This is a genomic window from Vampirovibrio sp., from assembly GCF_041737375.1.
GTDB lineage: Bacteria > Cyanobacteriota > Vampirovibrionia > Vampirovibrionales > Vampirovibrionaceae > Vampirovibrio.
Genome location: NZ_JBGSRV010000012.1, coordinates 252,782 through 276,558, shown reverse-complemented (window position 1 = coordinate 276,558; position 23,777 = coordinate 252,782). Strand labels below are relative to the sequence as shown.

Below are 23,777 nucleotides of genomic sequence, written 5' to 3'. Positions count from 1 at the left end.
CAAAGGAGCACTACTATTATGATGAACCGTCCTTACAACTACGATCGTGAAAAAATTGAGCACGTCTCTGGTATTTTTAACGCCACCACCCAGCTGAATCAGGCCATGGACAGCCTGGATCGCCTCGGGATGGGAAACGATGTCAGCTTGCTGATGAGCGAGGAAACCCGCTCTTACTATGGCGATACCTGGCAGGATGAAATTCGGGGCACCGAAGGGTTTGAACATACCAACAAAATGCCGGAAGGCACCGCTACAGGCGGCTTGGCCGGGGGCATTCTGGGGGCCATTATCGGGGGGTTAACCCTGGTGGGCAGTATTATCATTCCCGGTTCCGGCTTGCTGGTAGCAGGGCCTTTGGTGGGCGCTATCACAGGCGGGGCCATTGGGGTGGCCACCGGCGGCTTGCTGGGCGCTCTGGTGGGGGCCGGTATTCCAGAAACCGAAGCCAAGTTCTATGAAGAATCTTTGAAAAAACAGGGCAACGCCTTGCTGGTGGCCCATGTCCCCAAGGACATGGTGAACGAAGTCAAAGAAGTCTTCAAACGCTGCGGCGCGGAATCGGTCAAAGTGGTTTAAGCGCCACGCATTACCCTAATATTCAGGCACTCTAAAACCTGACCAACGGCAACCGGGTGGAATTTAACGTTCCGCCCGGTTGTCATTTATAGTCATATCAATGACAACCCTGAATCACCCAGCTTCTTTTTCAGGGCAAATCTTAATTCCTGGGCCAGCAATTTTCGGTGCAAATCGTTTGACTGAATGGGCCCTAATAAATCACTCGGCATTTTGCCCTGATTGTTTTTGGCGGTGACATCCGCACCACGGGCCAATAACGTTCTGGCCGCAATTAAACGGTCAAAATCCTGGCAAACCCATTCAAATAACACGGGTTGCTTCTGGCGCAAATAGTCAGTGGCCTCCGTTGAATAAGGACTGCTGGGCAAATGATGGGCGATGGCACGATGCAAGGGGGTGTTTCCGCTTTTATCCGGCAAGTTCACATCAGCACCCTGATCAATGGCCTCGTTGATTAAAAAATTGACCGTATCGCTATCCATGGCCTGATAAAAGGCCTCCTCCTCATTCACCGGGCAATCAGCCAGTTGATGCAGCAGCGCTTTACCGCTTTTTTTGCTTTTCAAGTCAGGATCAACCCCTGCTTCCAATTGCTTCAAAACATGAGAGGCGTTTCCTTTTTTAACGGAGCGGTGCAAGTTGTGGGTGGTAATTCTTTGTTGAATACAGTCCAACATCAATCCTAGTCCTCGGTAAAATTCATCCCCTATATTGAATCATGCACGTTGATTGAAAACTTGCGTTTGGCTGGCCATCAAAAAAACTGTTACAGGGCTCCAAACCCAGCTTGCTAAAAGCAAGAAAGACTAATTCTGGTTAAAAGCTAAACTACCAGCTGAACCAAGGCGGATCGAGGGTCGGATTATCAATGCTAACGCCAATAGTGGTCAATCTTCCATTGTAAAAAAGGATAAATTGAACGGCTTTACCTGGCCCATTGGTAGTCCCATCTGTGACCTGACCATCGGGGTCCACATCAAACCAAACGCCGCCAGCTGTTGAGCCAAACGGGACACCATTATGTCTCATGATGGCGCCGTTATGTAAGCGAAGGCAGGTCCAGCCTCCACAAGAACGTGTTGTATTGGTTTGATAGGTATCTACAGCGCTGGTGGTGTCTACACTCAGGTAATTGATATATTGGCTCAAGCTCATCATGGTTGAGCCAGTGGTTAACCCGCCAGCTAGCTGATGCTGCTGATAAGCTGCGGAAACCATGGCGGCCACTTCTTTTGCTTTAGCATTATAAGTTTGATCCTGTTGCACGGAGAGAATTTTGGGAATGGTAAAGGTTACAATTACCCCTAAAATGGATAGAGCGATCAATAACTCTACCAAAGTAAAGCCTTTAAAAAACCTTATGGGGTTTCGGGGGGGGGGACATTAAACCCTTCCTTCGTCAAAAAACCTATTCCTATTATTATCGCCCAGATCCTGCAAAACTTTAGGTTTGGCTGGCCGTCAAAAAAATGGCTTCCTGCTCAACGGTTGGGAGCAATTTTAAACATTGGGAAGGTTTTATTTGTATATCAGTTTTATACCAACATGACGTCTTCCTGGACGTTCCCGGTTGAACCCAAAGAGGTGCTTTTTTATGCGCGGCAAGCAGTCTTGTTTTTTCGGATCTTATTCTTTCCTGTTAGGTCTATTGGGCTTATGGGTCGCTACCTGCCTCCCGGCGTTCTCTCAGCAAGCAGAAAGCGGATTTTTCTTTCCCCGGGACGAATTTACCCAAATCAACCCCACCTTGCCCAACGAACGCCTGAATTTTGAGGATGACAGTCAGGAATCTTGCTGCGCCAAGGATTACGGGGCCTCCGGCCAGCCAATAGGCAGTTCCAGCGATAGAGCCGCTGCCAGCGAAGCCTCCACCAACCGGATATTAGGGCGCTCCGAATTTGAGCGGGCCAACCCTCGCTATCTGCAAAACTCTACCCCGGCGCACATGGTTTCCTGTGAACGGCTTGCCGATTTTCCAGAACAAGCTGCCAACATGACCCCTTCCGCCAATTTTAACGATCGATCCGGCAAAAACACCTTGCCCATCGTTTCCTACAGCACCAATGTTTCCCAACGCAGGGGCGCCGATTACTTTTCGGACCCCAAAATGAAAAACACCAGTGATTTCCACGTGCAAACCATCGGCGGCGACAGCCAGGTACGGTTGCAGGACGTTCGCAGCTATTCCATTTGTATGGCCCGTGGCAATAACGTGGCCATGCTGGCCAACACCGAAGATGCCTCCATTATGACCTACAACGGCAGCGATCACCTGTACCTCTCTGGCAACAATATCAACATGTTCGTCCGCACCGGCTCCGGGGAAGATTTGATTGAACTGTATCAAGCCAGCCCTTCGGCAACCGGCGTAGGCTACACCGCTTTCAATATCTACAAAACGGCCATCAGCGGTGGCTCTGATACCGACACTCTGGTGATTAAAGGCACCCCCCAAGGAACCAAGTGGTGCCATATCGGCGGCTACCGGCTGCACGGTGAATATTTTTACGTGGTGGAGTTTGCCTTACCGCCCAGTGTCACCGAAGGGCCACGCCGCCAGCGGGTCAACATTGGTGAATCGATGGAAAACATTACCATTAAGGGTAAAACCTACCGCCTGAATGACTTTCTGGTACACGGAGAGCCGGTAGACACCGTGGCCTCAAGCATTCCCATTGGGGATGCGCTACCCAGAGTGGCCATCCGGTTCCCCAACCGCTAGCGCATCAAAAATCGTTAATTTCCATCGCTGGTGGCACACTTTCAATTTATGCTAAAAAGCTTGTAGATATCTTGCAAAAGATGGCTATGAGCTTTTTAGCATAAAGGCGTTTGATAAAACGGCGCACATACGGATAAAACCCTCTCCCCTCGTCCATCCCGCAGGGGATTTAGCCCCCACCGTGAGGCTCCAAAAATCCGAAGAGGAAGAAGAGAAAAATGACTCGGCTTAAAGGGTGTGAAGTCGGCTGCGAGCCTGAATGGCCCAGTCGGCGGCTTGCTCGGCAGTCTGGCCCAAGGCGGTAAGGTGGCCCATTTTTCGGGCGGGGCGGGCTTCCTTTTTGCCGTATAAATGCAAATAAATGCCCGAGCGCTCCAACGCACTGACCCAATCCGGCTCACCGGCCTCCCACAGGTCACCCAGCAGGTTTACCATGGCCGCTGGCTGGCGCAGGGTGGGATCGCCCAAGGGCAAGCCGCACACCACCCGCAGCTGTTGCTCAAACTGATCGCAAATGGCGGCCTCAATACTATAATGCCCGGAATTATGGGGCCGGGGGGCCAGCTCATTCACCAGCAGTTGGCCATTAGCGGTTATAAAAAACTCCACGCACAGCAGACCACGCATGTTGAAAGCATCCATAATGGTGCGGGTGTATTCAATGGCTTGGACTTCCAGCACCGCCGGTAAAGCAGCCGGGGCCAGCGTTACATCCAGAATATGATTTTGATGCCGGTTTTCCACCGGACGATAAGCCTGAAACTGGCCAGTATCCGAGCGGGCGGCAATTACTGAAATCTCACGCTGCAACTCAATAAAGCGCTCTAGCACACAGGGTTGGCCCGCAAACCCCTGATAAGCCTGCAACGCCTGGGCCTCAGAATCCACTCGGGTTTGCCCTTTGCCATCGTAGCCAAAGCCCGCTGTTTTTAAAACGGCAGGGCAACCAATGGTCTTCAGGGCCGCTTGCAAATCCTGCGGAGAGGTAATGGCATGAAACGGCACCACCGGAATGCCCAAGGCGGACAAAAACTGTTTTTCCCGCAAGCGGTGCTGGGTGGTTTCCAGCACGGCAGGCTGCGGATAAACCGGCACGTCCGCCTGTAAGGCACGTAAGGTTTCCACCGGGATATTCTCAAACTCAATGGTCACCACATCCACGCCCTGGGCAAAGCGTTTCAATGCCTCAAAATCGGTATAGGATGCGGTTATTTCCAGATCCGCCACTGGTCCGGCGGGGGTGTGTTGATCGGGCGAAAAAACATGCACCCTATAGCCCAGCCGCTTGGCGGTCAGGGCCAGCATTCGGCCCAGTTGGCCGCTGCCCAAAATGCCTAAGGTACTGCCGGGTAAATGGATCATACCGGCAAATGACGCCCCTGCAATACGGTTTCGGTTTGCTCTTGCCGGTAAAGCCTTAAGTTTTCCCGAACATCGGGCCGGGTATTGCCCAGAATGGCAACGGCCATGAGCGCCGCGTTGGTAGCGCCCGCCTTACCAATGGCCATGGTGCCTACCGGAATACCCGCTGGCATTTGCACAATGGATAACAAAGAATCCATGCCTTGCAGGGCCTTGCTTTCCACCGGCACCCCAAACACCGGCACCAGGGTTTGGGCGGCGGTCATTCCCGGCAAATGGGCGGCCCCGCCCGCACCGGCAATAATGGCCTGAATGTTCCGCTCCTCCGCCTGAGCCGCAAATTCGGCCAGCCACTGGGGAGTCCGATGGGCAGAAACCACCAGGCACTCATGCGGCACCTCAAAACGGTTTAAGGTTTCGTGGGCGTGACGCATGGTTTCCCAGTCGGATTGACTGCCCATAATAATGGACACCAACGGCTTGTCGTGATGCTTTTCACTGGAAGGAGCGGATTCATTCATGGCAATAGGCAACCTATTTTGCGGTTTGCAGCAACTTAGCGTTCAGCTTGATGGCAGGGCCAGCCAACGCCTTGGAAATAGGGCAGCCGACTTTGGCGGCTTCAGCTTGCTGGGCGAAAGCGGCTTCATCGATACCGGGGATTTCAGCTTCGGTTTCCAGCTCGATGGTGGTGATTTCAAAGCCTTCGCCTACTTTTTCCAGGTGGACGTTAGCCACAGTATGCACACGGGTGGGGTTGAACCCGGCTTTACTCAAACCAGCGGACAGAGCCATGGAATAGCAGCCAGCGTGAGCGGCGGCAATCAACTCTTCCGGGTTGGTTCCAGTACCGTCTTCAAAACGGGAAGGGAAGGAGTAGCTGCCTTTGAAAGCGCCACTGCCCAGTTCCACACTGCCTTTGCCTTCGCGTAAATTGCCTTGCCATTCGGCTTTAGAAGATCTCATAACCATCAGTTGTCTCTCCTCTCAACTTTGATAACGGCCTGATCTTATTACGAACCGGCTGACTTTAACAGGCCGCCCTCTTCAAACCCTGCTTTTTTCAACAATAAAAAGGCCCGCACAATGCGAGCCGGAACCCAATTACAATGATGAATAAAAAAGAGCGATGAATAAAGAGCGAATCAATAAAAGATGAGTCAATTAAATCCATAGCATCTGAAAAATCCTGAAGGAACTGATTGAATTCAATCGTTCAGGGCGCAGCGCCTGGTAAACTTTTTTAAACTCGCCTAGTGTTTCAATCCATACAGTGGGGGCGAATTGAGTTAATCTTAACAAAAACAATCATTTACCAGCCATTGCCAGGATGGACAGATTTTTCAAAGCCTCTTGTCCATCTGTTTAGCCTCACTCTACCCATATGGGGCATTGTCGCCGGATTCTCATATCCCCTTTATACATGGGGTTACGTTTTTCCCCTATTCGCAAACATCCATTGTGTAGTTGGGGACTGATTGGGTTTCTGTTATACTCAGCACATGACAAAAGCAGTAATTAGTGGCATTGGCCCAGACCAACCCGGCATTGTAGCCGCTATCGCAGACATCCTCTATCAACGGGGATGCAATATCATTGACTCTACCATGACCCGGCTTGCCCAGGAATTCGCGGTCATTCTGGTCATTTCAGCCCCCGAAGGCGTGGGCTTTCCCGAGCTTCAGAAAGAGTTCTCCCGGCTGGAAGAGAGCCATAACATGACTTTGGTCATCAAACCGGTTCCCGATAGCATCGAAATCGACTCTCATCGGCCCGAAAACCCCTACATGATTTCGGTGGCCGGACACGATCGGGTGGGCATCACCTTCCACATTTCCCGCAAGCTGGCCGAAATGGATATCAACATCACCGATTTGAACGCCCAGTGCATTCAGGGAGAAGATGGCCCGGTTTATATCATGATGGTTGAAATCGATATACCCGGCTCCATGGCCATTAGCACCGTACAAGATGAATTGCGAACCGTCGCCGAGCAAATTGACATGGAAATCCAGTTACGACCTCTGGAAGCGGTAGCCCTATAATCCGTCGGTGCCTATGAGCGTTTTGAAAGTATTAAAGTACCCTCATCCCATCCTGCGGGAAAAGTGTGAGCCGGTTACCTCCTGGGATAATCAGCTGCAAACGCTGATTGATAACATGACGGAAACCATGTACCACGCCTTTGGCTCGGTGGGTCTGGCCGCCTCACAGGTGGGGGAAACCACCCGGCTGATTGTGATGGACACCAGTAGCAAAACCACCCGAGCCGACTACAAGGTGCTGATTAACCCCACCATTGTGGAAGCCTCCCGCAATAAAACCATGCGAGAAGGCTGCTTGAGCTTTCCTGAGTATCTGGCCAATATTAAACGGGCCACCAAGCTTACCTTTACCGCCTTTGACCGGCATGGTGAACTGAAAACTTACACCGTACAAGGACTCGAGGCCATTGCCGTTCAACATGAAATTGATCACCTGGATGGGGTACTGATGATTGACCGCATTAACTCGCTGAAAACAGACTGGATTCGTCGGCAACCCAAGGGGGAAACCGCCGGAGAATTTACCGACAATGCCCCCACTGGCAATCTGTTTGAAGGGTTTCAGGAACCATCGGGAATACTGTCCCCGCCCATTGCGCCTGTCGCCTCGGGTGTGGCAGGGGCCTTAACCATTGAAACCCCCACGCCATGAGTGCTTCTTCTTTGATGATGCCCAACACCATGAATCTGGCCCACTGCATTTTTAAAGCCGCCCACATGGACCCCGACAAACCGGCCCTGATTTGCCGGGAAGGGGTCACCAGTTACGAAACCCTGATTGATAAGGTCACCCGGCTGGCGGGCGCCCTGGAGCAACTGGGCCTGGGTACAGGCGATCGGGTGGGCTTGCTGGCTTATAATACGCAGGCCTTTGTGGTTTCTTACTTTGCCCTGCTGGGGCTGGGGGTGGCTGTCATTCCGCTGAATACCCGGCTGACCGCCCCTGAAATTGACACTATTTTAGAAGATGCCCAAGCCAAGCTGCTAATTAGCTCGCTGGAGTTTTACGAAACCGTGACCCAACTGCAAGCCGATTGCCTGCGGGGCATTGTGCTGGATACCGATCTGCTGGCCTCAGAAAACGAGCTGGACCCCCTACTGGATGCCTTTCCGCTCAGTTGCGCCCTGTATCGCATGGATGAACTGCTGGATCGCGAGCTGGTGCCAGAGCATCCCTTGCCTTATCAACTGAGCCACGATACGCCAGCGGCGGTGATTTACACCTCTGGCACCACTGGCAAGCCCAAAGGCGTTATTTTAAGCCATAAAAACATTTACACCGACGCCATTGCCAACGTGCAGGTGATTGAAGCCGTCCCTCAGGATCGCTTTATTACCATTTCTCCGCTGTTTCACGTGTTTGGGCAAACCAACATTCTGGTTTCCGCCATGCTGGTGGGGGCCACCGTGGTGCTGGTTCGCAAGTTCAGCCCCAAAACGGTGCTGGATAGCATTGAACGCTATAAAGTGACCTTTATGGCCGCTGTACCCACCATGTATTTAATGATGCTCACCCATTTACGGGAAAAAACCTTTGATTTGTCCTCGTTGCGGGTTTGCCACTCCGGGGCAGCGCCCATGGCGGTGGAAACATTCCATGAAGTGGAGCAATACTTCGGCGCCCCGGTGCAGGAGGGTTACGGACTCTCGGAAGCGTCTTCTATTGTCTGCTCCAATCCCATGCAAGGGGTGCGGAAACCGGGGTCGGTGGGCTTGCCTTTACCCGGTGTGAAAGTGAAAATTTTGCTAGAAGACGGGCAAGAAGCGGCCCCCAATGAGATTGGCGAGCTGTATGTGCAAGGCGATATTGTAATGCTGGGCTATCACCAGCGGCCCGAGGAAACCGAAAAGACCCTGCTCAATTTTGCGGACGGGGTTTGGCTTAAAACCAGAGATTTGGGATTCAAGGACCCGGACGGCTATATTCACATTGTGGATCGCACGGATGACCTGATTAACATTGGTGGGGTCAAGGTGTATCCCCGTGAAATTGAAGAGGTGTTTTACAAACACCCCGCCGTTCAGGCGGTGGCGGTTACCGGGGTGCCTTCCACCTTGCACCATGAGGCCATTAAAGCCTTTGTGGTGGTGAAAGCCGGTTTAACTTGCAGCAAAGAGAGCCTGCTGGAATTTTGCCGCCCCTTACTGGCCGATTTTAAAATTCCCAAGTACTACGAGTTTGTGGACAGCATTCCTCAGGGCGCTACCGGCAAAATTTTGCGTAAAGACCTGCCCCGAGACATCTGTCAAGACATTTAAAATTAAAACAGGAGCCTCACCCCTATGGCCATTGCCCCCGCTTTATCCCCCGATTTTGGCCCTATGCAGGAGGAGCTGTTTCAGATCATCAAACGGCTGTCCATCAAGCGGGGAGATTTTGTGCTGGCTTCCGGTCAACGCTCTAACTACTATGTGGATTGCCGCCTGAGTACCCTGGATGGTCGGGGGGCTTATTTAATGGGGCATTTGCTGCATGAGCTGCTCGCCCCCTTGCACGTGGACGCGGTAGGCGGCATGACTCTGGGGGCAGACCCCATTGTCAGCAGCGTGATTTACCGCAGCGCTGAGGTGGGAAATCCAATGGCGGGCTTTATTGTACGCAAGGCAGCCAAAGGTCATGGCGCTGGCAACCAGATAGAAGGGCATTTGGCCCCCTGGATGCGGATTGCGCTGGTGGAAGATGTGGTCACCACCGGCGGATCGACCTTAAAAGCCATTGAAGCCATTCGCAAAGCACACCCCACGGTGGAAATCGCGCAAATATTCTCCATCATAGACCGCAACGCCGGTGGCAAGGAAGCCTTTAGTCGTCTTGGGATTCCGTTTCAGTCTCTGTACAACGTGCAAGCATTTCTTGAGGAATAAACCGCTGCCAGCCGCCATCCAGCTGGTTGATAAACTGATGAGCCGATAGCACGTCATCATCGGTGATGGGGTCAAACTCGGCCAGCCGGGTCAGTTCCTCTTCGGTGAGTTCAGGATCGGGGAATGGGTGCGCGTGTTGCGGCACTTCAACCCCTACCATGGCCACCCCGTTTTGCGTGTCGCACTGGTTGCAGTAGACATTAACGATATAGATACCCTCTTCCTGCCTTAAAAGTTGAATGTCATCGGGCGAGAAGGTATGCGAACAGAAGTTGCAGCGCATACGGGTAAAAAAGCTTTGGATCAGCTGGAATGCATCCATTATGCACCTCTCGATCTTCCATAGGACAAGTGCGGATTGTCTATTGATTATAGACCTTATTATGGGAATATAAAGGTGCTTTCACAAAAAAATAAGATTTGAGCCGATGTCCACCCCTACCGATTCTCCAAAACCCCTACAATTGCTGCATACGCTTGAACTGGATGTGAATATCTTTGACACGGACTGCTATGGCGTGATGTGGCATGGCGCTTACACCAAGTGGCTGGAGATGGGCCGGGTCAAACTGCTGGAAGCTCAGGGCTATCGGTTTTCCAAACCCGGTGAGGTGGATGGGTTTGTGTTTCCGGTGGTTGAACAGAACCTGAAGTACAAACGCCCCGCCCCCTATGGGGATAAACTGACCCTCACCACCCGTGTGGCCCTGCAAGGGTACAAACTGATTTTTCTGCAAAGCTTTCTCAGCCATCAAAGCGATCAGATTACCGTGGAAGCCACCACCACCGTAGTCACCGTGGATGCCCAGTGGAAGCTTCAGCGCCGTTTGCCGCAAAGCCTCAAAGAAATACTGGGCTTATAGTCTTACATTGAAGTGGTATCATTTTTTGGGGTTTTATAATGCCCTGGGCAAGGCGGGGAAATGCCTAGGCAAGCGCTCTGGCCAACTAAAGAGCCTGCTTAATGCCATGATTTAGCGCAAACAGGGTTTCGCCTTATTAAATTCAAGTGATATTTCAAGGACAAAAGGATATTGATATGCAAGTACAGCCCAATGGCCATGCTCCTGTGGCCAGACCACAACCCAATTTGGAAATATCCAAACGGATTTTAAATCTTTCCAAACACTTCAATTTCCCGGCGGATTATTTTGTAGACAACACAGACCATTTTTTTCGACAACCGCAAGCCCGACAACTTGAATTACTGACTGCCAGCCCTTTGGCCAGCAAACTGGTGGCCCTGCTCACCAAAATTGGCAATCAGCCCACCAGCGCCAACCCCAACCAGGAATTGGAGCGCAAAGCGTACCGAAGACAACCACAAAAGGCTGAGGCATTGGCAACGGCGTTGATCGAAGCAGGGGCTCCGCTCCAGATTTCTGATGCAGAAGCCTCCCCGGATTTAGACACCATCGACAAACGATTGCGTGAGGACATTGCCGAGCAATGCGAGCGAACAAAACTGAACCCAGACTACTTACAAGCTTTGCTCGTCTACAGTCCGTATCTGGTAGACCACCTGAGGCAACATAGGGGCACCAATATTCCGGCCCGTCTGCTTGAGACAGCGCCCAGTCATCTTCAACAAACAGCCATTGCCATGGCTGAAGTGGCGGACGAGGCCAATCGACGATCGATGGCTCGATTTAAAATCAGCGCCAAGGAAATTAGCAACCAAAAAGCAGAGCGGCTTTTATTGAACGCCGTTACGAAGAAGCATTTACAACAGTTTGACCCACTGCTGAAAGCCGGGGCCAAGCCCACCTTTAAAAACCCTCAGGGCTGGACCTTAGCCACCATTGCCGCCAGTGAGGCAGACAGCAAAACCCGCCAACAAATGGAAGCGCACGGCATTGTGAACCACTACCCCCAACTGGCCGCTCGGTTTGCCGAAGCTCAACTGGAACCAACGCAGAACTTTGAGCAGAAAAAAGAACGGTTCAAAGCATTAGGAATGCTACTGGGTTTCCATCACGCCGATAGTTAGTGGAGCACCCACCCTGTTTTTGCCTAACCGGTTAGCTTGGCCGTAATAGAGGGAGCGCCCTTGTGCTGGGTTTTGCCCCAGCGGGTGCGGCGCTCCTTTTGCCACAGCACTTTGATCATAGTGCCAAACACCAGCGGAATCCATTAAATGGTTAAATAAATGGCGGTGACAGCTGTCCACTTTAGGGCTATCGGTTTTCCAAGTCCGGTGAGTCGGATGGGTTTGTCTTTCCGGTAATTGACAAACGCCCCGCACCGTATGGGGATAAGCTGACCCTCACCACCCGTGTGGCCCTGCAAGGGTACAAACTGATTTTTCTGCAAAGCTTTCGCAGCCATCAAAGCGATCAGATCACCGTGGAAGCCACCACCACCGTAGTCACCGTGGATGCCCAGTGGAAACTATAGCGCCGCTTGCCGCAAAGCCTTCAAAACATCCTAAACGCTTGACCAAACCGCAATAAAAAGGGGCCTCCGGGTTTTGTTTCTAAGCAACCAGCAGCACTCAGCCAATGCTTTCTTGTGCTGCCTGCTCTCTGTCGCATTCTTAGCCGCCCCCTGACCCCCTTCATTCCCCTAACGCACAAGGAATGTTTTTTATTATGCAAGCACTACCCAATAATCGTAATATCCCTGCCCCTTTGGCCAGACAACACCAAAATCTGGAAATCCCCAGACGGATTCTAAATCTTTCAAACCACTTTAGTTTTCCCGACGATTATTTTACGCCAAACGAAGAACAGCTTTCTCAAGAACCGCAAGACAAACAAATTGAATTACTGGCTGCCAATCCCTTGGCCAGCAAACTGGTGGCCCTGCTCACCAAAATTGGCAACCAGCCCACCAGCGCCAACCCCAACCATGAGCGAGAGCTCACAGCCTACCGAAAACAGCCTCACAAGGCTGAAGCCTTGGTAACGGCGTTACTCCAGGCAGGAGCTCCCCTCGAAATCTCTGAAGCGGAAGCCTCCCCGGATCTGGACACCATCGACAGGCTACTGATTGAAGATATTGCCGAGCAACACGGGAATAGACCACTAAATCTACAGTATGCGCAAATCCTACGCACCCACAGTCCAGATTTGGTAGATTACCTGAGACAACACAGGGGCGAGCCCATTCCGGCTCATCTCACTGAGGAAATCCCTCCTCACCTTGTGCAAGCCGCCTCTGCCCTGGCCGAAATGGGGGAAGAGGTCAATCGCCAATCGATGGCTCGATTCAAAATCAGCGCCAACGAAATTAGCAACCAAAAAGCGGAGCAGCTTTTAGCAACTGCCGCCGAAGAGAAACACTTACACCAATTTGAGCCACTGCTGAAAGCCGGTGCCAATCCTGCCTTTAAAACCCAACAGGGCTGGAATTTGGCCGCCATTGCCGCCAGTGAGGGAGACCTCAAGACTACCCAACAGATGGAAGCACACGGTATTGTGAACCACTATCCCCAACTGGTGGACCGGTTTGCCAAAGCCCAACTGGCACCAGCGCATAACTTTGAACAGAAAAAAGATCGGTTCCACGCATTAGGAAGGCTACTGGGCTTCCATCACGTGGATAGTAGTAGGGAGCAGACCCCTCTTTTTTGACCTAATCGGTTAGTTTGGCATCGCCGAGCTTGGCCAAAACAGAAGGGGCGCCCTTGTGCTGGGTTTTGTCCCAGCGGGTGCGGCGCTCCTTTTGCCACAGCACTTTGATCATAATGCCAAACACCAGCGGAATCCATAAAATGGTTAAATAAATGGAAGTTACAGCCGTCCACTTGAGGGCCTCCCCCAAGGGCGGGCGGTTAAAGCGAATGATGGCCACAATAATGGCAGAACCAATGCCCAAACAAAAAATAGGCACCACCAGCAACGAGGAAATAATACGGGTGGAGGTGGGATCGGCCATGAGGATGCCCCAGCCCAGCTGAATGAGATCCATAGCCAGCCACAAGGGCAGTAAAAACTCTAAAAAGTAAGCCACCATATCCAGAGTGGTTCGCAAAGAGGCTTTGCGAGATTTCAGCAACGGCCCTGCATATTCCAGATAGCGGAACAAGGTGCCTTCCGTCCAGCGGCGGCGTTGTTTAAGCAGCCCGTTAAACTCCACAATGCCTTCCTCAAAAACCGGCACCTTGTGGGCAAAGCGAATATCCCAGCCTTCAATATGCAGGCGGGTGGATAAATCCAAATCATCGGTGAGGGTGTTGTTATTCCAGCCATTTACCTCTTGCAGGGCTTCCCGCTTTACCAGCTGTCCGTTGCCCCGCAGCTCCACTGCCCCCCGCACGCTGTCGCGTCCGTACTGAAAGTGGGCATCCAGCGAATATTCATAGTTCTGGCACTTAGTCAGCCAGTTTTCATTGCCGTTGGCGATAATTTTGCGGGCCTGCACCGCCCCCACGTTCTCATCGGCCAAAAATGGCACAATTCGCCGCAGGAAATCAGGCTCTACATAAGCATCCGCGTCAAACACGCAAATAATATCACCATCCGTCAGCCCTAAAGCCTCGTTGAGTACGGCGGGCTTACCCGGAATGGCATCGGCGGGGCGCAGGTGATAACGAAAGGGCAAGGGCAGGGTTTGCCCCAACCGGGTGAGGATAGCGGGGGTTTGATCGCTGCTGCGATCGTCCATCACCAACAGCTCGTAATCGGGGTAATCCAGCTTCAGCAAGTTCTGAATGGTGTTTTCAATCACCACCTCTTCATTGTGGGCGGAAATCACCACCGACACCTTGGGCAGATAATTCATATTCAGCGGCCGGGGGCGTTTGGATTCCATGCGCTTGTGATGCACCATGGCCAAGGTCATCAGCCAAGTGTACATAATCATGAACACCAGCAACAAAATCACCGATGAATAACGGGGCATGACCTTGCCGGTCAAAAAAACCACCAGCCAAATCACGGCAATCATACTCAGGAGTAGGATTTTTTCTTTCAACGGATGTTCCTGCCTGCTTCTCAATCTCGGATAACTTTAACCAGACCACTTAATATGCGGATAACCGATGCGCGAATTCTTTCAAATGATTCGCCGCCCGCTGCGCCCCATGAATTTCGGCGGCCATGGTCGCAAATTCCAGATTGCGGGCCTCAAATTGCCGGGAATCCAGCAGATGTTGAATATTATCTCGCAAAGCACGTTGGGACGGATCACCCAGCTCATGATATGCCATTTTAAGCGATACGCCTAGCTCACACATGCGGCGGGCATTATTTTCCTGCTCAATTTGCTGGCTATCCGGCACAATTAATGAGGGCTTGCCCAGGGTCAACAATTCCATGGCCGTGCTGTGACCGGCTTGGGTAATCACCAAATCCGCCGCCTTGAAATAAGGGGCCGCCTCTTTCACAAACGGGTGAATCCGAACGTTATCGGGGGCATACGAGGTGGTAAAGCTGGAAATAATGGTGAAATCCAGATGACGCATTTGCCGGGCTACTTCAATAATGGAATCAAACAGGGGACGGCGATACTCATGCCCGCCCAGAGAGGCCACAATCAGCGGGTTGTTGCTGGGCTTGGGAATGGCAATGACCTCATCGGCCTGCCAAGCCACCAAAGGCCCCACAAAACGGGTGCGTTTTTTAACCTGATAATTATCCGACAAATTGGGCAGGCACACCGTATTGGGCGGGCTGAAATCCGGAATTAAAATTTCCTCGGCGCTGGAAAGCCACAGTTTCATCACCCACTCAAACGAGCGTCCAAAAAGCTTAACCAAGGCCGAATCCCGCTCAAAAAAGGGATAAAAGGCGCTTTGATTGGTGAGTACAATACAGGGAATATCCAGACGCTCAGCGGCCAGCACCGGGGCAATACGCCCATCGGCCACCACCAGGGTGACCCCGTGCCGCTTAATAATATCCATTTCCTGCTGCACAATTTGATTGAGGCCCAAGGCCCTTGCCGGATTGCTGAGAATGGTCTTTCCTACATCAAAATGGCCTTCAGAGCCCACAAACTTGACCTCTTGAGAGACTTCCACGCAGGGGTACTCATAAGATCGAATGCGTTCCAGGGCGTAACTGTAGGAGGCCAACAGAATTTCACTGGGCTTGAAGTGCCGGGCAATGGCCAGCGCACGACTGGAATGGCCATAGCCTTCGCTGCTGACTGAAAAGTAAACTTTGTCCCTCAACTGGGGAATGGTTTTTTTTCGTTTACCAATTTGCAGCAAAGACATGATTTTTATCGGCTCTTAATCGGTTATAAAGGCCCAATAGCCCCAATAATAGCATTGGTATGCCAATCAGCAAAAACATGGCGCTAACGCCCACCTGCTCCACCGCCAAACCGGCAATGAGAACCGGCAGGGTTGAAGAGGTACTTAGAATGGTGAACTGTACCCCAAACACCTTGCCCCGCTTGTCTTCCGGAATCAGCTCCTGCAGCAGGGCCTGCAACGGAATGGCGATAAAGGCGGCGCCCACCCCCATTAAAATGGACAGGGCGTAGGTATACAGCATTCGCACTGTAAAGCGGATGGGGGCCAAATCCACAAACCCGCTGACCACCCGAGGCATATTGAACACATGATCCGCCGGGGAAAACTGGCCCACCAGAGTAAGCAAGGCCAAACACAGCCCCACGCAGATAAAACCGCCAAACACCATCACCCCTCGGCGGGCATGATGGAAGGAATGCCCCACCCAAAAAGCGCCTAAAGCCATGCCCACACCGCTAAAGGCGATAATGTAGGCAAACTTCTGGGCAGCCACCTGAGGATCTTCGTACAGGTAGGTTTTGGCAAAGCTGATAAACAAAATACACAGGGCCACCATGGCCGAAAACAGGGTGGCCAGCTTGAGCATGGCGTTACGAACCATGGGGTTATCGCCAATGTATTTCAAGCCGTCCTGAATTTCTTCCCCAAAGCGGGCAAAGGCTTCCCATAGGGTGGCGGCAGGCGGGCGGCTGTCATCGGCCAGCATACAAAGGGGCGGGGTTTTGACAAAAGAGAGAGACAGACTGGCCGCCAGAAACAGGCCGGTAATGGCCCAATGCACATGATTGAGCGAAAACAGGTTAATCAGCGGATCGCCCAGCGCAAAGCCGAAGATGACCGCCACCATCATGGTGGTGGTAAACAGGGAATTGGCCGTCAGCAAGGAGGAACGGCTGACAATGGTGGGAATGGTGGCCGCTTCGGCAGGCACAAAAAACTGGGTGGCCGCCGAAATTAAAAAGGCCACGTAATAAATGGCCCATCCGCCGGTGGCTTTGGCCGCCCAGGGAATTAAAGCCACCAAGGCAGCCCGCATCAGGTTGGTGGTTACCAACACCGCCCGTCGGGGCCAGCGATCCACAAAAACACCGGCAATGGCGGTGAGCATAATGGCCGGGATGGTAAAGGCAATGTAGAGAAAACTGCTATAGCGATCGCTGGGGCCAAAGTGGCTGACAATCAGGCTGATAAACACCACAAAAATAATGCGATCCGCAATTTGAGAGAAAATTTGCCCAATCCACAGGGCCAGAAAATTGGGATTGGTGAGTACCACCCGGTAGCCTTCCCGAGGGGAAAGCGCCATATCAACCAGATGGGGCGGAATATCTTCGGTGGACGGTGTTTGTAAGGGCATGCCAACATTTCCTGTACAGGGTGCGCTTGAATGTCAACGCGCAGGGCCAGTTTGCTTTTCTATTGTACTTCAAGCCTAGTAGGAGACAAGCAGGAAGCGGGAAGGGAGCGAATGAGACAATTCCAGTTGCTAACCCGGCTCCTCCGGCAAGCCCGGTTCTGGCGGAGCGGCGGCCAGAGACATTTCTAACAGATTCAACACCAAATCATAAGCGTTCAGGTTCTTTTCCACCACTTTTTGAAAGTAGTAACGCACAAACTTTTGGGCTTTATAAAAGTGAGCGGTGGTCCAGCCCGGATGGTGTGGGTTTTGCAGCAGCTTAAGCGTCGTGGTGGAAACATTCACCCATTCCTCTTGCCTCACGCCTCCGGTTTCAGCGGTGCCAGCGGCTTCAGACTGATACCGGCGTTTCAGCTCAGAGGTAGTAACCCCGCCCAGCTGGGCCGAAAAACTGTAGAACGGGGCGTCCCAATCCAAAGGCTGATCGGTAAAAATACAGGCGTTCAACACCGGGTGATACCCTTCCGCCTGCAACAGATCCATTTGAAAGGCCATGCCCAGCGGCACGATGTGAGGCTCATCCGCTTGATCCAGACCGTGCAGGGCGTTTTTAAAGTCGGCGTAAATCAGGTGGCTGTCGGCCTCGCCGGCGGTCAGGTTCACCAGCTCGGCAAACAACAGGGCGTAGGCCAGCTTGAACAAGTCTGAGCGAATGCCGGAAAAACTTTCCCGAGGCTGATACTGCACCAGCAGATCCAGATTTTTGCCCTTGGAGAGCTGCACTTCACTGAGGTTCAGCAGTTCACAAGCCCCAGCCAGTTTGCTTTTGGGCTTTTTAACCCCCTTGGCAATGGCCGAAATCCGGCCATGTTCGGAGGAATACAGGTGCAAAATTTTATCCGCCTCCCCAAAATCGTAGGTGCGAAGGCAAATTACATCGGTGGTATAGGTTTTGGCGGCAATGGGCGACAAGGGCAAGCCTTTACGTTGGCAATGGTGTTTATTGCCATTTTAGCACCATTAGCCAGCCAGCAAGTGGCCTGAGGATTCAGCTCAAAAGCCCCGAACCGATCGGGGCTTTTAAAGCTTGAAAAAAGATTTGAAAAAGGAATCGGGCTAGGCGTTAAACACCTTGGAAAGATGCAAATCGGTTAGACGTTTGTACTCATACTGGCCCACAAAGCCATCACCGGTGACATCCATCTGATTAAACATGCTGCGGGAAAAGCCAGCCTCTTTAGAGCCTTTAAACCACTTCTCCGCTTCATCAAATGAAAGCTTGCCATCGCCTTTTTTGTTTTGGCCGCCTTGTTTCAGTTTACCGGCACCATACGCTTTATTTTCAGCTTCGGCAATGGTTTTGCGATGTTTGGCTAAACTAATTTGCCCCGGCTTGCTGTATTGGATGGGTCGATTTTTCTGATCCTGGGCATTCAGGTTCAAGCCACCCTGAATTTCAGAGGTATTCAGTTTGCCATCTCTGTTTTTATCCAAAATATCAAACGAAGCTCGGGTATCGTTCAGGGCTTTGCTGTTGACACCCTTTTTGTTTAAACGGCCTTGCGCTTTCTCAAGATCGGCCTTGGTCAAGTCTTTGTCTTTATGAACGCCTGCGTTTCTTTTCCAGTTTTTGGCAATATCTTTGGTTTGAGACAAAGAATAATTGCTGCGGTTTAGGCCATAGCTGGTCATAGGGTCAAGGCTCCTTATAGGTTCGTGCGATAGGTTGGCATCAGGGTGATTCAGCCGGATGATTGGAGGAAAATCATCCAGCGGATTTTTGATGGTTCCAGACTTCTCTCATAAAAATATAAAAACAATAAACAGAATGAAATTGTCTTTTTACCCAACCACCGGGCAAACCGCAGTCAAAACCACCCAAACCCCAACCCCGTGTTTTACAAACGCGCCAGCCACTCTGTAAGCAGCTTGGGCAAAGAAAGCAAACGATAAAACCCCACACGCTTTGCACCCCGCAACATCAGGGAGGAATCAAGCAATTAAACCACCCTCCCGCAGACATGTAGCCCCATCTAAGCGGCAAACCAAAGCAACGGGCTGTAGCCATCGCCTCCCGCAGGTGGATGATGGCCCCGCTTTTACCCTTCTTTTTAAACCCGTGTTAAAACCCGGTAAACCAAGGGGGGTCGGGGTAACTGGGATAAATAGCACCCCCAGTGTTAACAGACCCTGATATCTGCCCCCAGGATTTCAGCCGCCCATCGTAATATACCCAACCCACTATGCTTTTGCCGGGTCCATTGGTGGTGCTGTCGGTTTGTCGCCCATCGGGATCGACATAAAAGAATATAGCGTTGGTGGTTCCCGTCCCCCCAAAAGGCTGGAGATGATTGTAAAGCAAGATGGCCCCATTGTGCAATTTCAAACACCGGTATGTGGCACAACTATGAGCGGTAGCCCCATGCCGACTATCTATCACAGTGGTTGCATCGGTGGTTACATAATTCATGTACGGGGTTAAATTCCCAATCGTAGTGTCTGTGGTAACGCTTGGGTTGGCCAGCCGGTACTGCTCGTAAGCGCTGGATACCATAAAGGCGGTATCCCGTGCTATGGCGGTGTACTTGGCGCTTAAAGTGCCGTTGGGCGGGTTTATCAGCTTAGGAATGGTAAAGGTGGCAATAATGGCCAAAATGCCCAGGGTAATCAGCAGCTCCGCCAAGGTAAAGCCTGTTTGGCGCTTTTGGGGCGGTAAAAAAACACGCATACACCCATTTTTCCTATTCGTTCAATACCATCTCCTTCCATTATCGACCACAATCCCCAAAACTGAAGATACCGCAGCGCAAAAATTTTAAACGCCTTCCTCCACACTCAAAAGGCGGGGCGAGGGGTTCAGCCATGATTCGATTCGCCCGCACAGGCCATGCCGCTGGCATCTGGCCGGGGAAGGCCTCAACCCGTTTCCGCCGGATGACCCGCCAAGTTTATAAAAAATAGTGGCAAGTTTGGGGGCTTTGTGGTTTTCTTATAGGCATCATGTTGAACTTTGCCTTACATCATCAGCCCGTCCATTTCCATCATCATATGATGGTGGTTTACGGCATGATTGACGGCAGCGATTAGAAAATCTCACAGGCTTAGCCCACAAACGATTTTCAATCCGCACCCAAAATTACAAGAACCGTAAGCCACCGAGTTTACGGTTCTTTTTTCGATGGCATCAAATTTTATTCCAGAGGTTTTAACCACTACCATGCAACCCATTGCACAAACCCCAAAACCCTTAAAAGCTCCTGTCCGCTTCGGTTCCACCGGCGGTAGCGGCGGCATTGGCGGTGTTACCGGCGCACTGGACACCGCTTTCCAGCTTTTCCAAAACAGCCGGGGCAAAGAGATGATTATTGAGGACGTGGTGGGCTTTGGCGCGCTGCGAACCGGCATGGACCTGCACCGCAACAAAATGTACGGGGATGATTCCTGGAACGTTCCCGCCGCCGCAGAGCGCTTTGGCCGTGAAATCAGCTCCATTATTACCGATAGCGTGCTAGGCGGGGTGATGGCCTGGGGGATGAGCAAGGCCATTTTTGATCGCAAAAATCAGGCTTTCAGCAAGGAATTCATTCAATACCCCTCGCTGGAGCTGTTTCAGGATATCGTCAACGCTGAAACCTTAAAAAGCGCCAAAAACCCGGAGGCGGCCCAAAAAGCGTTTATTCAGGAACTAAGCAAACGCCTGCCAAGCAGCGGAGACTCCCAAGCCCGTCAAAACGTGCTGAAAGTGCTAAAAGCAGCGTGGCAATTCAAACCGGCAAAGCGCAGCGCTTTTGAAAAAGGCACTAGTTGGCTGCGGGCCAACCCCAACGCCGAAACATTCAATCAAAAAGCCAAAACGCTGGTGGAATCCTTCCAAAACGGCAGCAAAAACTTTGATTTGAACATCAACACAAACCTCAACCCCGCCATCAACGCCAAAGCAAAGGCAGGCGGCCTGCCCCAAGCCTTTCAGGCCAACGACTTGCTGGATGACGTGAACCGCTTTGGGCGTTTTATGGAAAAAGCAGGGGCCAACAAAGCCACAGACGCCCCACTATGGCAAGAAGTGGCCCACAAAGCCATCACCAGAACCCGCACCGCCAAAAACTGGAGCATTCCCATTGGGCTGGCCGCCGGAATGGGAACCACCTTTGTGATGCCCTTTGTCAGCAACTACATCACTAAAAAATGGTTTAACATCGATTACTTTCCCGGTGAAACCAGCCTGCGGAAAAACCAGCCCCAAATGGCCCCCACCGCCAACACCGAACCCAAAAGCAGGCTGGAGCGCTATTTTCCGTATGTGAAACAGGCCACCCAAAATGGCAATCCGCTGCCGCTGGCCTTGGCTTTAGCCCCACTGCTGGCCGCCTTTGGCTGTGTGGATACTTACAAGCTTAGCAGCAGCCCGCTGAACAGCTTGATTAACCCCATTAAAGGTTTAAAAAACGGCACTTTAAAAAAGTTATTTGATTTCAGCAAGGCCGCTCCTTTTACCTCTCAACAGCAAATGGCCGCCATGTTCGCCTTGCTGATTACCTCCCGTTTGCTCTCGTCCCGCAGTGACAACGAGTATAAAGAGCGGGTTCTGGATTCTGCCGTGGGCTGGGTCGCCTGGATTGTGGGCACCCCCCTCCTGAAAAAGGGCCTCTCCAAGCTCTCTCAGCACAAAGAACTGTTCAACGCCAACGGCAGCCTGCAAAGCAGAGAAGCCCTTCAGGCTTTTAGCAGCAAGGCCCTGCCTGCCCAAATTCGCATTGGCATGACCAGTACCGTGGCAACCATGGGCATTTTGGGGCTGGGCGCCCCTTATGCAGGCATTAAACTAACCCAGTGGAACGAAAAACGAAAACAGCTCAAAGCCGCAAACCTACCCCCCATGGCCGCCCCCCTGCAACGCAAAGGCCCCACCGCTTTTCCCACCCAAAGCCCTGCGGGTTTATTTACCCCTCCCAGCCCGTTGCCGGTTGCGCCCTTCGTGTTTGGTAGCCCCCAAGCGGCCACCTGGAGCAATTACAGCTGGCAGCAACCCCAAAGCCGTCCATAAAGGTCGCCCCTAAGAAAGAGGATCTTCTGCCTTCCTGCACACCCTCCATACTCTCTGCCCCAAACCGTTAAGCTGATTGACTTTGTCTCTCAAAATCTGTATCTGAAAAAAAGATGAACGCTATACGCTAAAAAGCCCCTCATTGCTGAGAGGCTTCTTAAATTTTGGAGAGAAAAGTGATGAGACGCCTTTGTTAGATGGCAGCTTTCACTTTGTCGGCCAGCAAGGCAAAGCCTTGGGCGTCACGGGCGGCCAAATCAGCCAAGAACTTACGGTTCAGGTTGATGCCCGCTTTTTGAACGCCGTTGATAAATTTACTGTAGGACATGCCATGCTGACGGGCAGCGGCATTGATCCGGGCGATCCACAAGCGGCGCAAATCACGCTTTTTGTTACGACGATCGCGGTAAGCATACTTCAGGGACTTCATGACCGCCTGATTAGCGACCTTGAAGAGCTTGCTCCGGGTGCCCCGGAAACCTTTGGCCAGCTTCAGAATTTTCTTATGGCGCTGGCGGGATACAAATCCTCTTTTAACACGCATGATTGAGCTTCCTTACGGTGTATGTGCTTTGATGAAAAGAACAGAGACTGGATAAGGGGCTGTTCGGGTCCCCCTGCCTCTCAACCAGAGAGACGGAATGGAATGAAACTAGCGAGAGTACTTGGGGTACGGCAGTTCCAAACGGATTTTCTTTTCGTTGGCGGTGCTGATCACCACGTCCGAATTGAGGCGACGCTTGCGCTTGGAGGATTTGGTCACGTTTAAGTGGCCTCGAAACGCTTGAGCCCGCATCACTTTACCGGTAGCGGTCACGCGGTAGCGCTTGGCACCCGATTTGTGGGTTTTCATTTTGGGCATGACTAACTGATCTCCTAATGGGTAAAACCAATTTCAGTAAGTGGGCTTCGATTGACTGGGAGGTGAAGTATCAAGAAACAGGCAAACTGGCGAAAGCCAGCGGACTCATTCTTGCTTACTTCTTTTTGGCAGGCCCGATAATGATGGTAATCGTACGGCCTTCCATGCGGATATCCCCTTCGGGAGAACCGAATTCTTGCAAGTCTACTACAAACTTTCGGCCCAGCGCAAATGCCAGATTGGCATGCTGCGTTTCCCGTCCCTTCAGACGGATGGTGCATTTCACCTTGTTTCCGGCTTCCAGAAACTTGGTGGCATGATCTTTTTTGGTGGCGTAATCGTGATCATCAATCCGCACGCTCATCTTGATCTCTTTGACCTCGACGACATGCTGCTTTTTCTTGGCTTCACGGGCTTTTTTGTCGTTTTCGAACTTGAACTTGCCAAAGTCCACCAGCCGAACCACCAATGGGGCTGAATCAAAGCTCATTACAACCAAATCGAGGCCACGTTCTCTCGCAAGGGCTTCAGCGTCTCTGCGGGGGATGACCTCGTTAATTTCGCCGTCAATTAAACGGACTTCCATAGCCCGAATATCGGGAGTGAGAATTTGCGGCCCTTTATTAACCTGCCGCTGGGGCGGAAACTTGGAAATGGAAAGTTCCTCCAACTTATAAGAATCGACTGACTTAAATGGTAAAAATATTTAGAAACCATTATAACGCCGAGCAAA

Annotated in this window: 25 protein-coding genes; 10 read left to right on the top strand and 15 right to left on the bottom strand. The window is 51.8% G+C overall.

Features of this window, described 5'->3' with window-relative positions; translation table 11 throughout:
* Positions 1 to 18 precede the first annotated feature (18 nt).
* Entirely contained in the window at positions 19 to 579 is a 561-nt protein-coding gene (locus tag ACEW81_RS09880) for a hypothetical protein (protein ID WP_373532815.1), read from the top strand.
* Between the two features lie 92 nt (positions 580 to 671).
* On the opposite strand, the gene ACEW81_RS09875 is transcribed toward ACEW81_RS09880, so the two are convergent.
* Positions 672 to 1,259, bottom strand: coding sequence for an ankyrin repeat domain-containing protein (locus tag ACEW81_RS09875; protein WP_373532814.1), 588 nt, complete (start codon positions 1,257 to 1,259; stop codon positions 672 to 674).
* A 151-nt stretch (positions 1,260 to 1,410) separates the two neighbouring features.
* Positions 1,411 to 1,944 carry a pilus assembly FimT family protein gene (locus tag ACEW81_RS09870; RefSeq protein WP_373532862.1) on the bottom strand — a complete coding sequence of 178 codons (534 nt, stop codon included), beginning with the start codon at positions 1,942 to 1,944 and terminating at the stop codon, positions 1,411 to 1,413.
* Positions 1,945 to 2,176: 232 nt separating this feature from the next.
* On the opposite strand from ACEW81_RS09870, the gene ACEW81_RS09865 reads away from it, so the two are divergent.
* Complete coding sequence (locus ACEW81_RS09865) at positions 2,177 to 3,304, top strand: hypothetical protein (RefSeq protein WP_373532813.1); 1,128 nt, start codon at positions 2,177 to 2,179, stop codon at positions 3,302 to 3,304.
* A gap of 228 nt (positions 3,305 to 3,532) precedes the next feature.
* Here ACEW81_RS09865 and ACEW81_RS09860 read toward each other — a convergent pair whose 3' ends face one another.
* From ACEW81_RS09860 to ACEW81_RS09850, 3 genes are read right to left on the bottom strand one after another with little or no spacing between them, the layout of a single operon-like run.
* A complete protein-coding gene (locus ACEW81_RS09860) occupies positions 3,533 to 4,666 on the bottom strand; it encodes a 5-(carboxyamino)imidazole ribonucleotide synthase (RefSeq protein WP_373532812.1) in 1,134 nt (377 codons plus the stop codon).
* Positions 4,663 to 5,187: a 5-(carboxyamino)imidazole ribonucleotide mutase gene (gene purE / locus ACEW81_RS09855; protein ID WP_373532811.1), complete on the bottom strand. Its 525-nt coding sequence runs from the start codon at positions 5,185 to 5,187 to the stop codon at positions 4,663 to 4,665. The genes ACEW81_RS09860 and purE overlap by 4 nt, the downstream gene beginning before the upstream one ends.
* A 13-nt stretch (positions 5,188 to 5,200) precedes the next feature.
* Positions 5,201 to 5,638, bottom strand: a complete 438-nt coding sequence (locus ACEW81_RS09850) for an OsmC family protein (RefSeq protein ID WP_373532810.1) — start codon at positions 5,636 to 5,638, stop codon at positions 5,201 to 5,203.
* A gap of 530 nt (positions 5,639 to 6,168) precedes the next feature.
* On the opposite strand from ACEW81_RS09850, the gene ACEW81_RS09845 reads away from it, so the two are divergent.
* From ACEW81_RS09845 to pyrE, 4 genes are read left to right on the top strand one after another with little or no spacing between them, the layout of a single operon-like run.
* Positions 6,169 to 6,711, top strand: a complete 543-nt coding sequence (locus ACEW81_RS09845) for a glycine cleavage system transcriptional repressor (RefSeq protein ID WP_373532809.1) — start codon at positions 6,169 to 6,171, stop codon at positions 6,709 to 6,711.
* A gap of 13 nt (positions 6,712 to 6,724) precedes the next feature.
* On the top strand, positions 6,725 to 7,363 hold the full coding sequence (def, locus tag ACEW81_RS09840; protein WP_373532808.1) for a peptide deformylase: 639 nt from the start codon (positions 6,725 to 6,727) through the stop codon (positions 7,361 to 7,363).
* A complete protein-coding gene (locus ACEW81_RS09835; protein ID WP_373532807.1) occupies positions 7,360 to 8,970 on the top strand; it encodes a class I adenylate-forming enzyme family protein in 1,611 nt (536 codons plus the stop codon). Before def ends, ACEW81_RS09835 begins: the two co-directional genes overlap by 4 nt.
* Positions 8,971 to 8,994: 24 nt before the next feature.
* Entirely contained in the window at positions 8,995 to 9,576 is a 582-nt protein-coding gene (gene pyrE, locus ACEW81_RS09830; protein WP_373532806.1) for an orotate phosphoribosyltransferase, read from the top strand.
* On the opposite strand, the gene ACEW81_RS09825 is transcribed toward pyrE, so the two are convergent.
* A complete protein-coding gene (locus ACEW81_RS09825) occupies positions 9,515 to 9,898 on the bottom strand; it encodes a hypothetical protein (RefSeq protein ID WP_373532805.1) in 384 nt (127 codons plus the stop codon). The two genes, pyrE and ACEW81_RS09825, sit on opposite strands and share 62 nt — an antisense overlap.
* Before the next feature lie 106 nt (positions 9,899 to 10,004).
* Between ACEW81_RS09825 and ACEW81_RS09820 the strand changes: the two genes are divergently transcribed.
* The 3 genes from ACEW81_RS09820 to ACEW81_RS09810 all read left to right on the top strand — a co-directional run bounded on the left by ACEW81_RS09820 (position 10,005) and on the right by ACEW81_RS09810 (position 13,151).
* Positions 10,005 to 10,439 carry an acyl-CoA thioesterase gene (locus tag ACEW81_RS09820; protein ID WP_373532804.1) on the top strand — a complete coding sequence of 145 codons (435 nt, stop codon included), beginning with the start codon at positions 10,005 to 10,007 and terminating at the stop codon, positions 10,437 to 10,439.
* A gap of 176 nt (positions 10,440 to 10,615) precedes the next feature.
* A complete protein-coding gene (locus tag ACEW81_RS09815) occupies positions 10,616 to 11,566 on the top strand; it encodes a hypothetical protein (RefSeq protein WP_373532803.1) in 951 nt (316 codons plus the stop codon).
* Between the two features lie 601 nt (positions 11,567 to 12,167).
* Positions 12,168 to 13,151: a hypothetical protein gene (locus ACEW81_RS09810; protein ID WP_373532802.1), complete on the top strand. Its 984-nt coding sequence runs from the start codon at positions 12,168 to 12,170 to the stop codon at positions 13,149 to 13,151.
* A gap of 1 nt (position 13,152) precedes the next feature.
* Here ACEW81_RS09810 and ACEW81_RS09805 read toward each other — a convergent pair whose 3' ends face one another.
* The 6 genes from ACEW81_RS09805 to ACEW81_RS09780 all read right to left on the bottom strand — a co-directional run bounded on the left by ACEW81_RS09805 (position 13,153) and on the right by ACEW81_RS09780 (position 19,866).
* Positions 13,153 to 14,493 (bottom strand): glycosyltransferase family 2 protein, encoded by a 1,341-nt coding sequence (locus tag ACEW81_RS09805; protein ID WP_373532801.1) that lies wholly within the window; start codon positions 14,491 to 14,493, stop codon positions 13,153 to 13,155.
* 49 nt (positions 14,494 to 14,542) lie between these two features.
* A complete protein-coding gene (locus tag ACEW81_RS09800) occupies positions 14,543 to 15,739 on the bottom strand; it encodes a glycosyltransferase (RefSeq protein ID WP_373532800.1) in 1,197 nt (398 codons plus the stop codon).
* Positions 15,717 to 17,138 carry an MFS transporter gene (locus tag ACEW81_RS09795; protein WP_373532799.1) on the bottom strand — a complete coding sequence of 474 codons (1,422 nt, stop codon included), beginning with the start codon at positions 17,136 to 17,138 and terminating at the stop codon, positions 15,717 to 15,719. Before ACEW81_RS09795 ends, ACEW81_RS09800 begins: the two co-directional genes overlap by 23 nt.
* A gap of 129 nt (positions 17,139 to 17,267) precedes the next feature.
* Positions 17,268 to 18,110: a DNA repair protein RecO gene (recO, locus tag ACEW81_RS09790; RefSeq protein ID WP_373532798.1), complete on the bottom strand. Its 843-nt coding sequence runs from the start codon at positions 18,108 to 18,110 to the stop codon at positions 17,268 to 17,270.
* 144 nt (positions 18,111 to 18,254) lie between these two features.
* Complete coding sequence (locus tag ACEW81_RS09785; protein WP_373532797.1) at positions 18,255 to 18,830, bottom strand: EF-hand domain-containing protein; 576 nt, start codon at positions 18,828 to 18,830, stop codon at positions 18,255 to 18,257.
* Positions 18,831 to 19,260: 430 nt separating this feature from the next.
* The gene (locus tag ACEW81_RS09780; RefSeq protein WP_373532796.1) at positions 19,261 to 19,866 is read right to left on the bottom strand and encodes a type II secretion system protein; all 606 of its coding nucleotides are present in this window, start codon (positions 19,864 to 19,866) and stop codon (positions 19,261 to 19,263) included.
* A 450-nt stretch (positions 19,867 to 20,316) separates the two neighbouring features.
* Here ACEW81_RS09780 and ACEW81_RS09775 point away from each other — a divergent pair, with 450 nt between their 5' ends.
* Positions 20,317 to 22,182, top strand: a complete 1,866-nt coding sequence (locus ACEW81_RS09775) for a hypothetical protein (protein ID WP_373532795.1) — start codon at positions 20,317 to 20,319, stop codon at positions 22,180 to 22,182.
* A gap of 193 nt (positions 22,183 to 22,375) precedes the next feature.
* On the opposite strand, the gene rplT is transcribed toward ACEW81_RS09775, so the two are convergent.
* The 3 genes from rplT to infC form a co-directional block, all read right to left on the bottom strand.
* Entirely contained in the window at positions 22,376 to 22,729 is a 354-nt protein-coding gene (rplT, locus tag ACEW81_RS09770) for a 50S ribosomal protein L20 (RefSeq protein WP_373532861.1), read from the bottom strand.
* A 105-nt stretch (positions 22,730 to 22,834) separates the two neighbouring features.
* Complete coding sequence (rpmI, locus tag ACEW81_RS09765; RefSeq protein WP_373532794.1) at positions 22,835 to 23,044, bottom strand: 50S ribosomal protein L35; 210 nt, start codon at positions 23,042 to 23,044, stop codon at positions 22,835 to 22,837.
* A 115-nt stretch (positions 23,045 to 23,159) separates the two neighbouring features.
* On the bottom strand, positions 23,160 to 23,714 hold the full coding sequence (gene infC / locus ACEW81_RS09760; RefSeq protein WP_373532793.1) for a translation initiation factor IF-3: 555 nt from the start codon (positions 23,712 to 23,714) through the stop codon (positions 23,160 to 23,162).
* Positions 23,715 to 23,777: the final 63 nt, after the last annotated feature.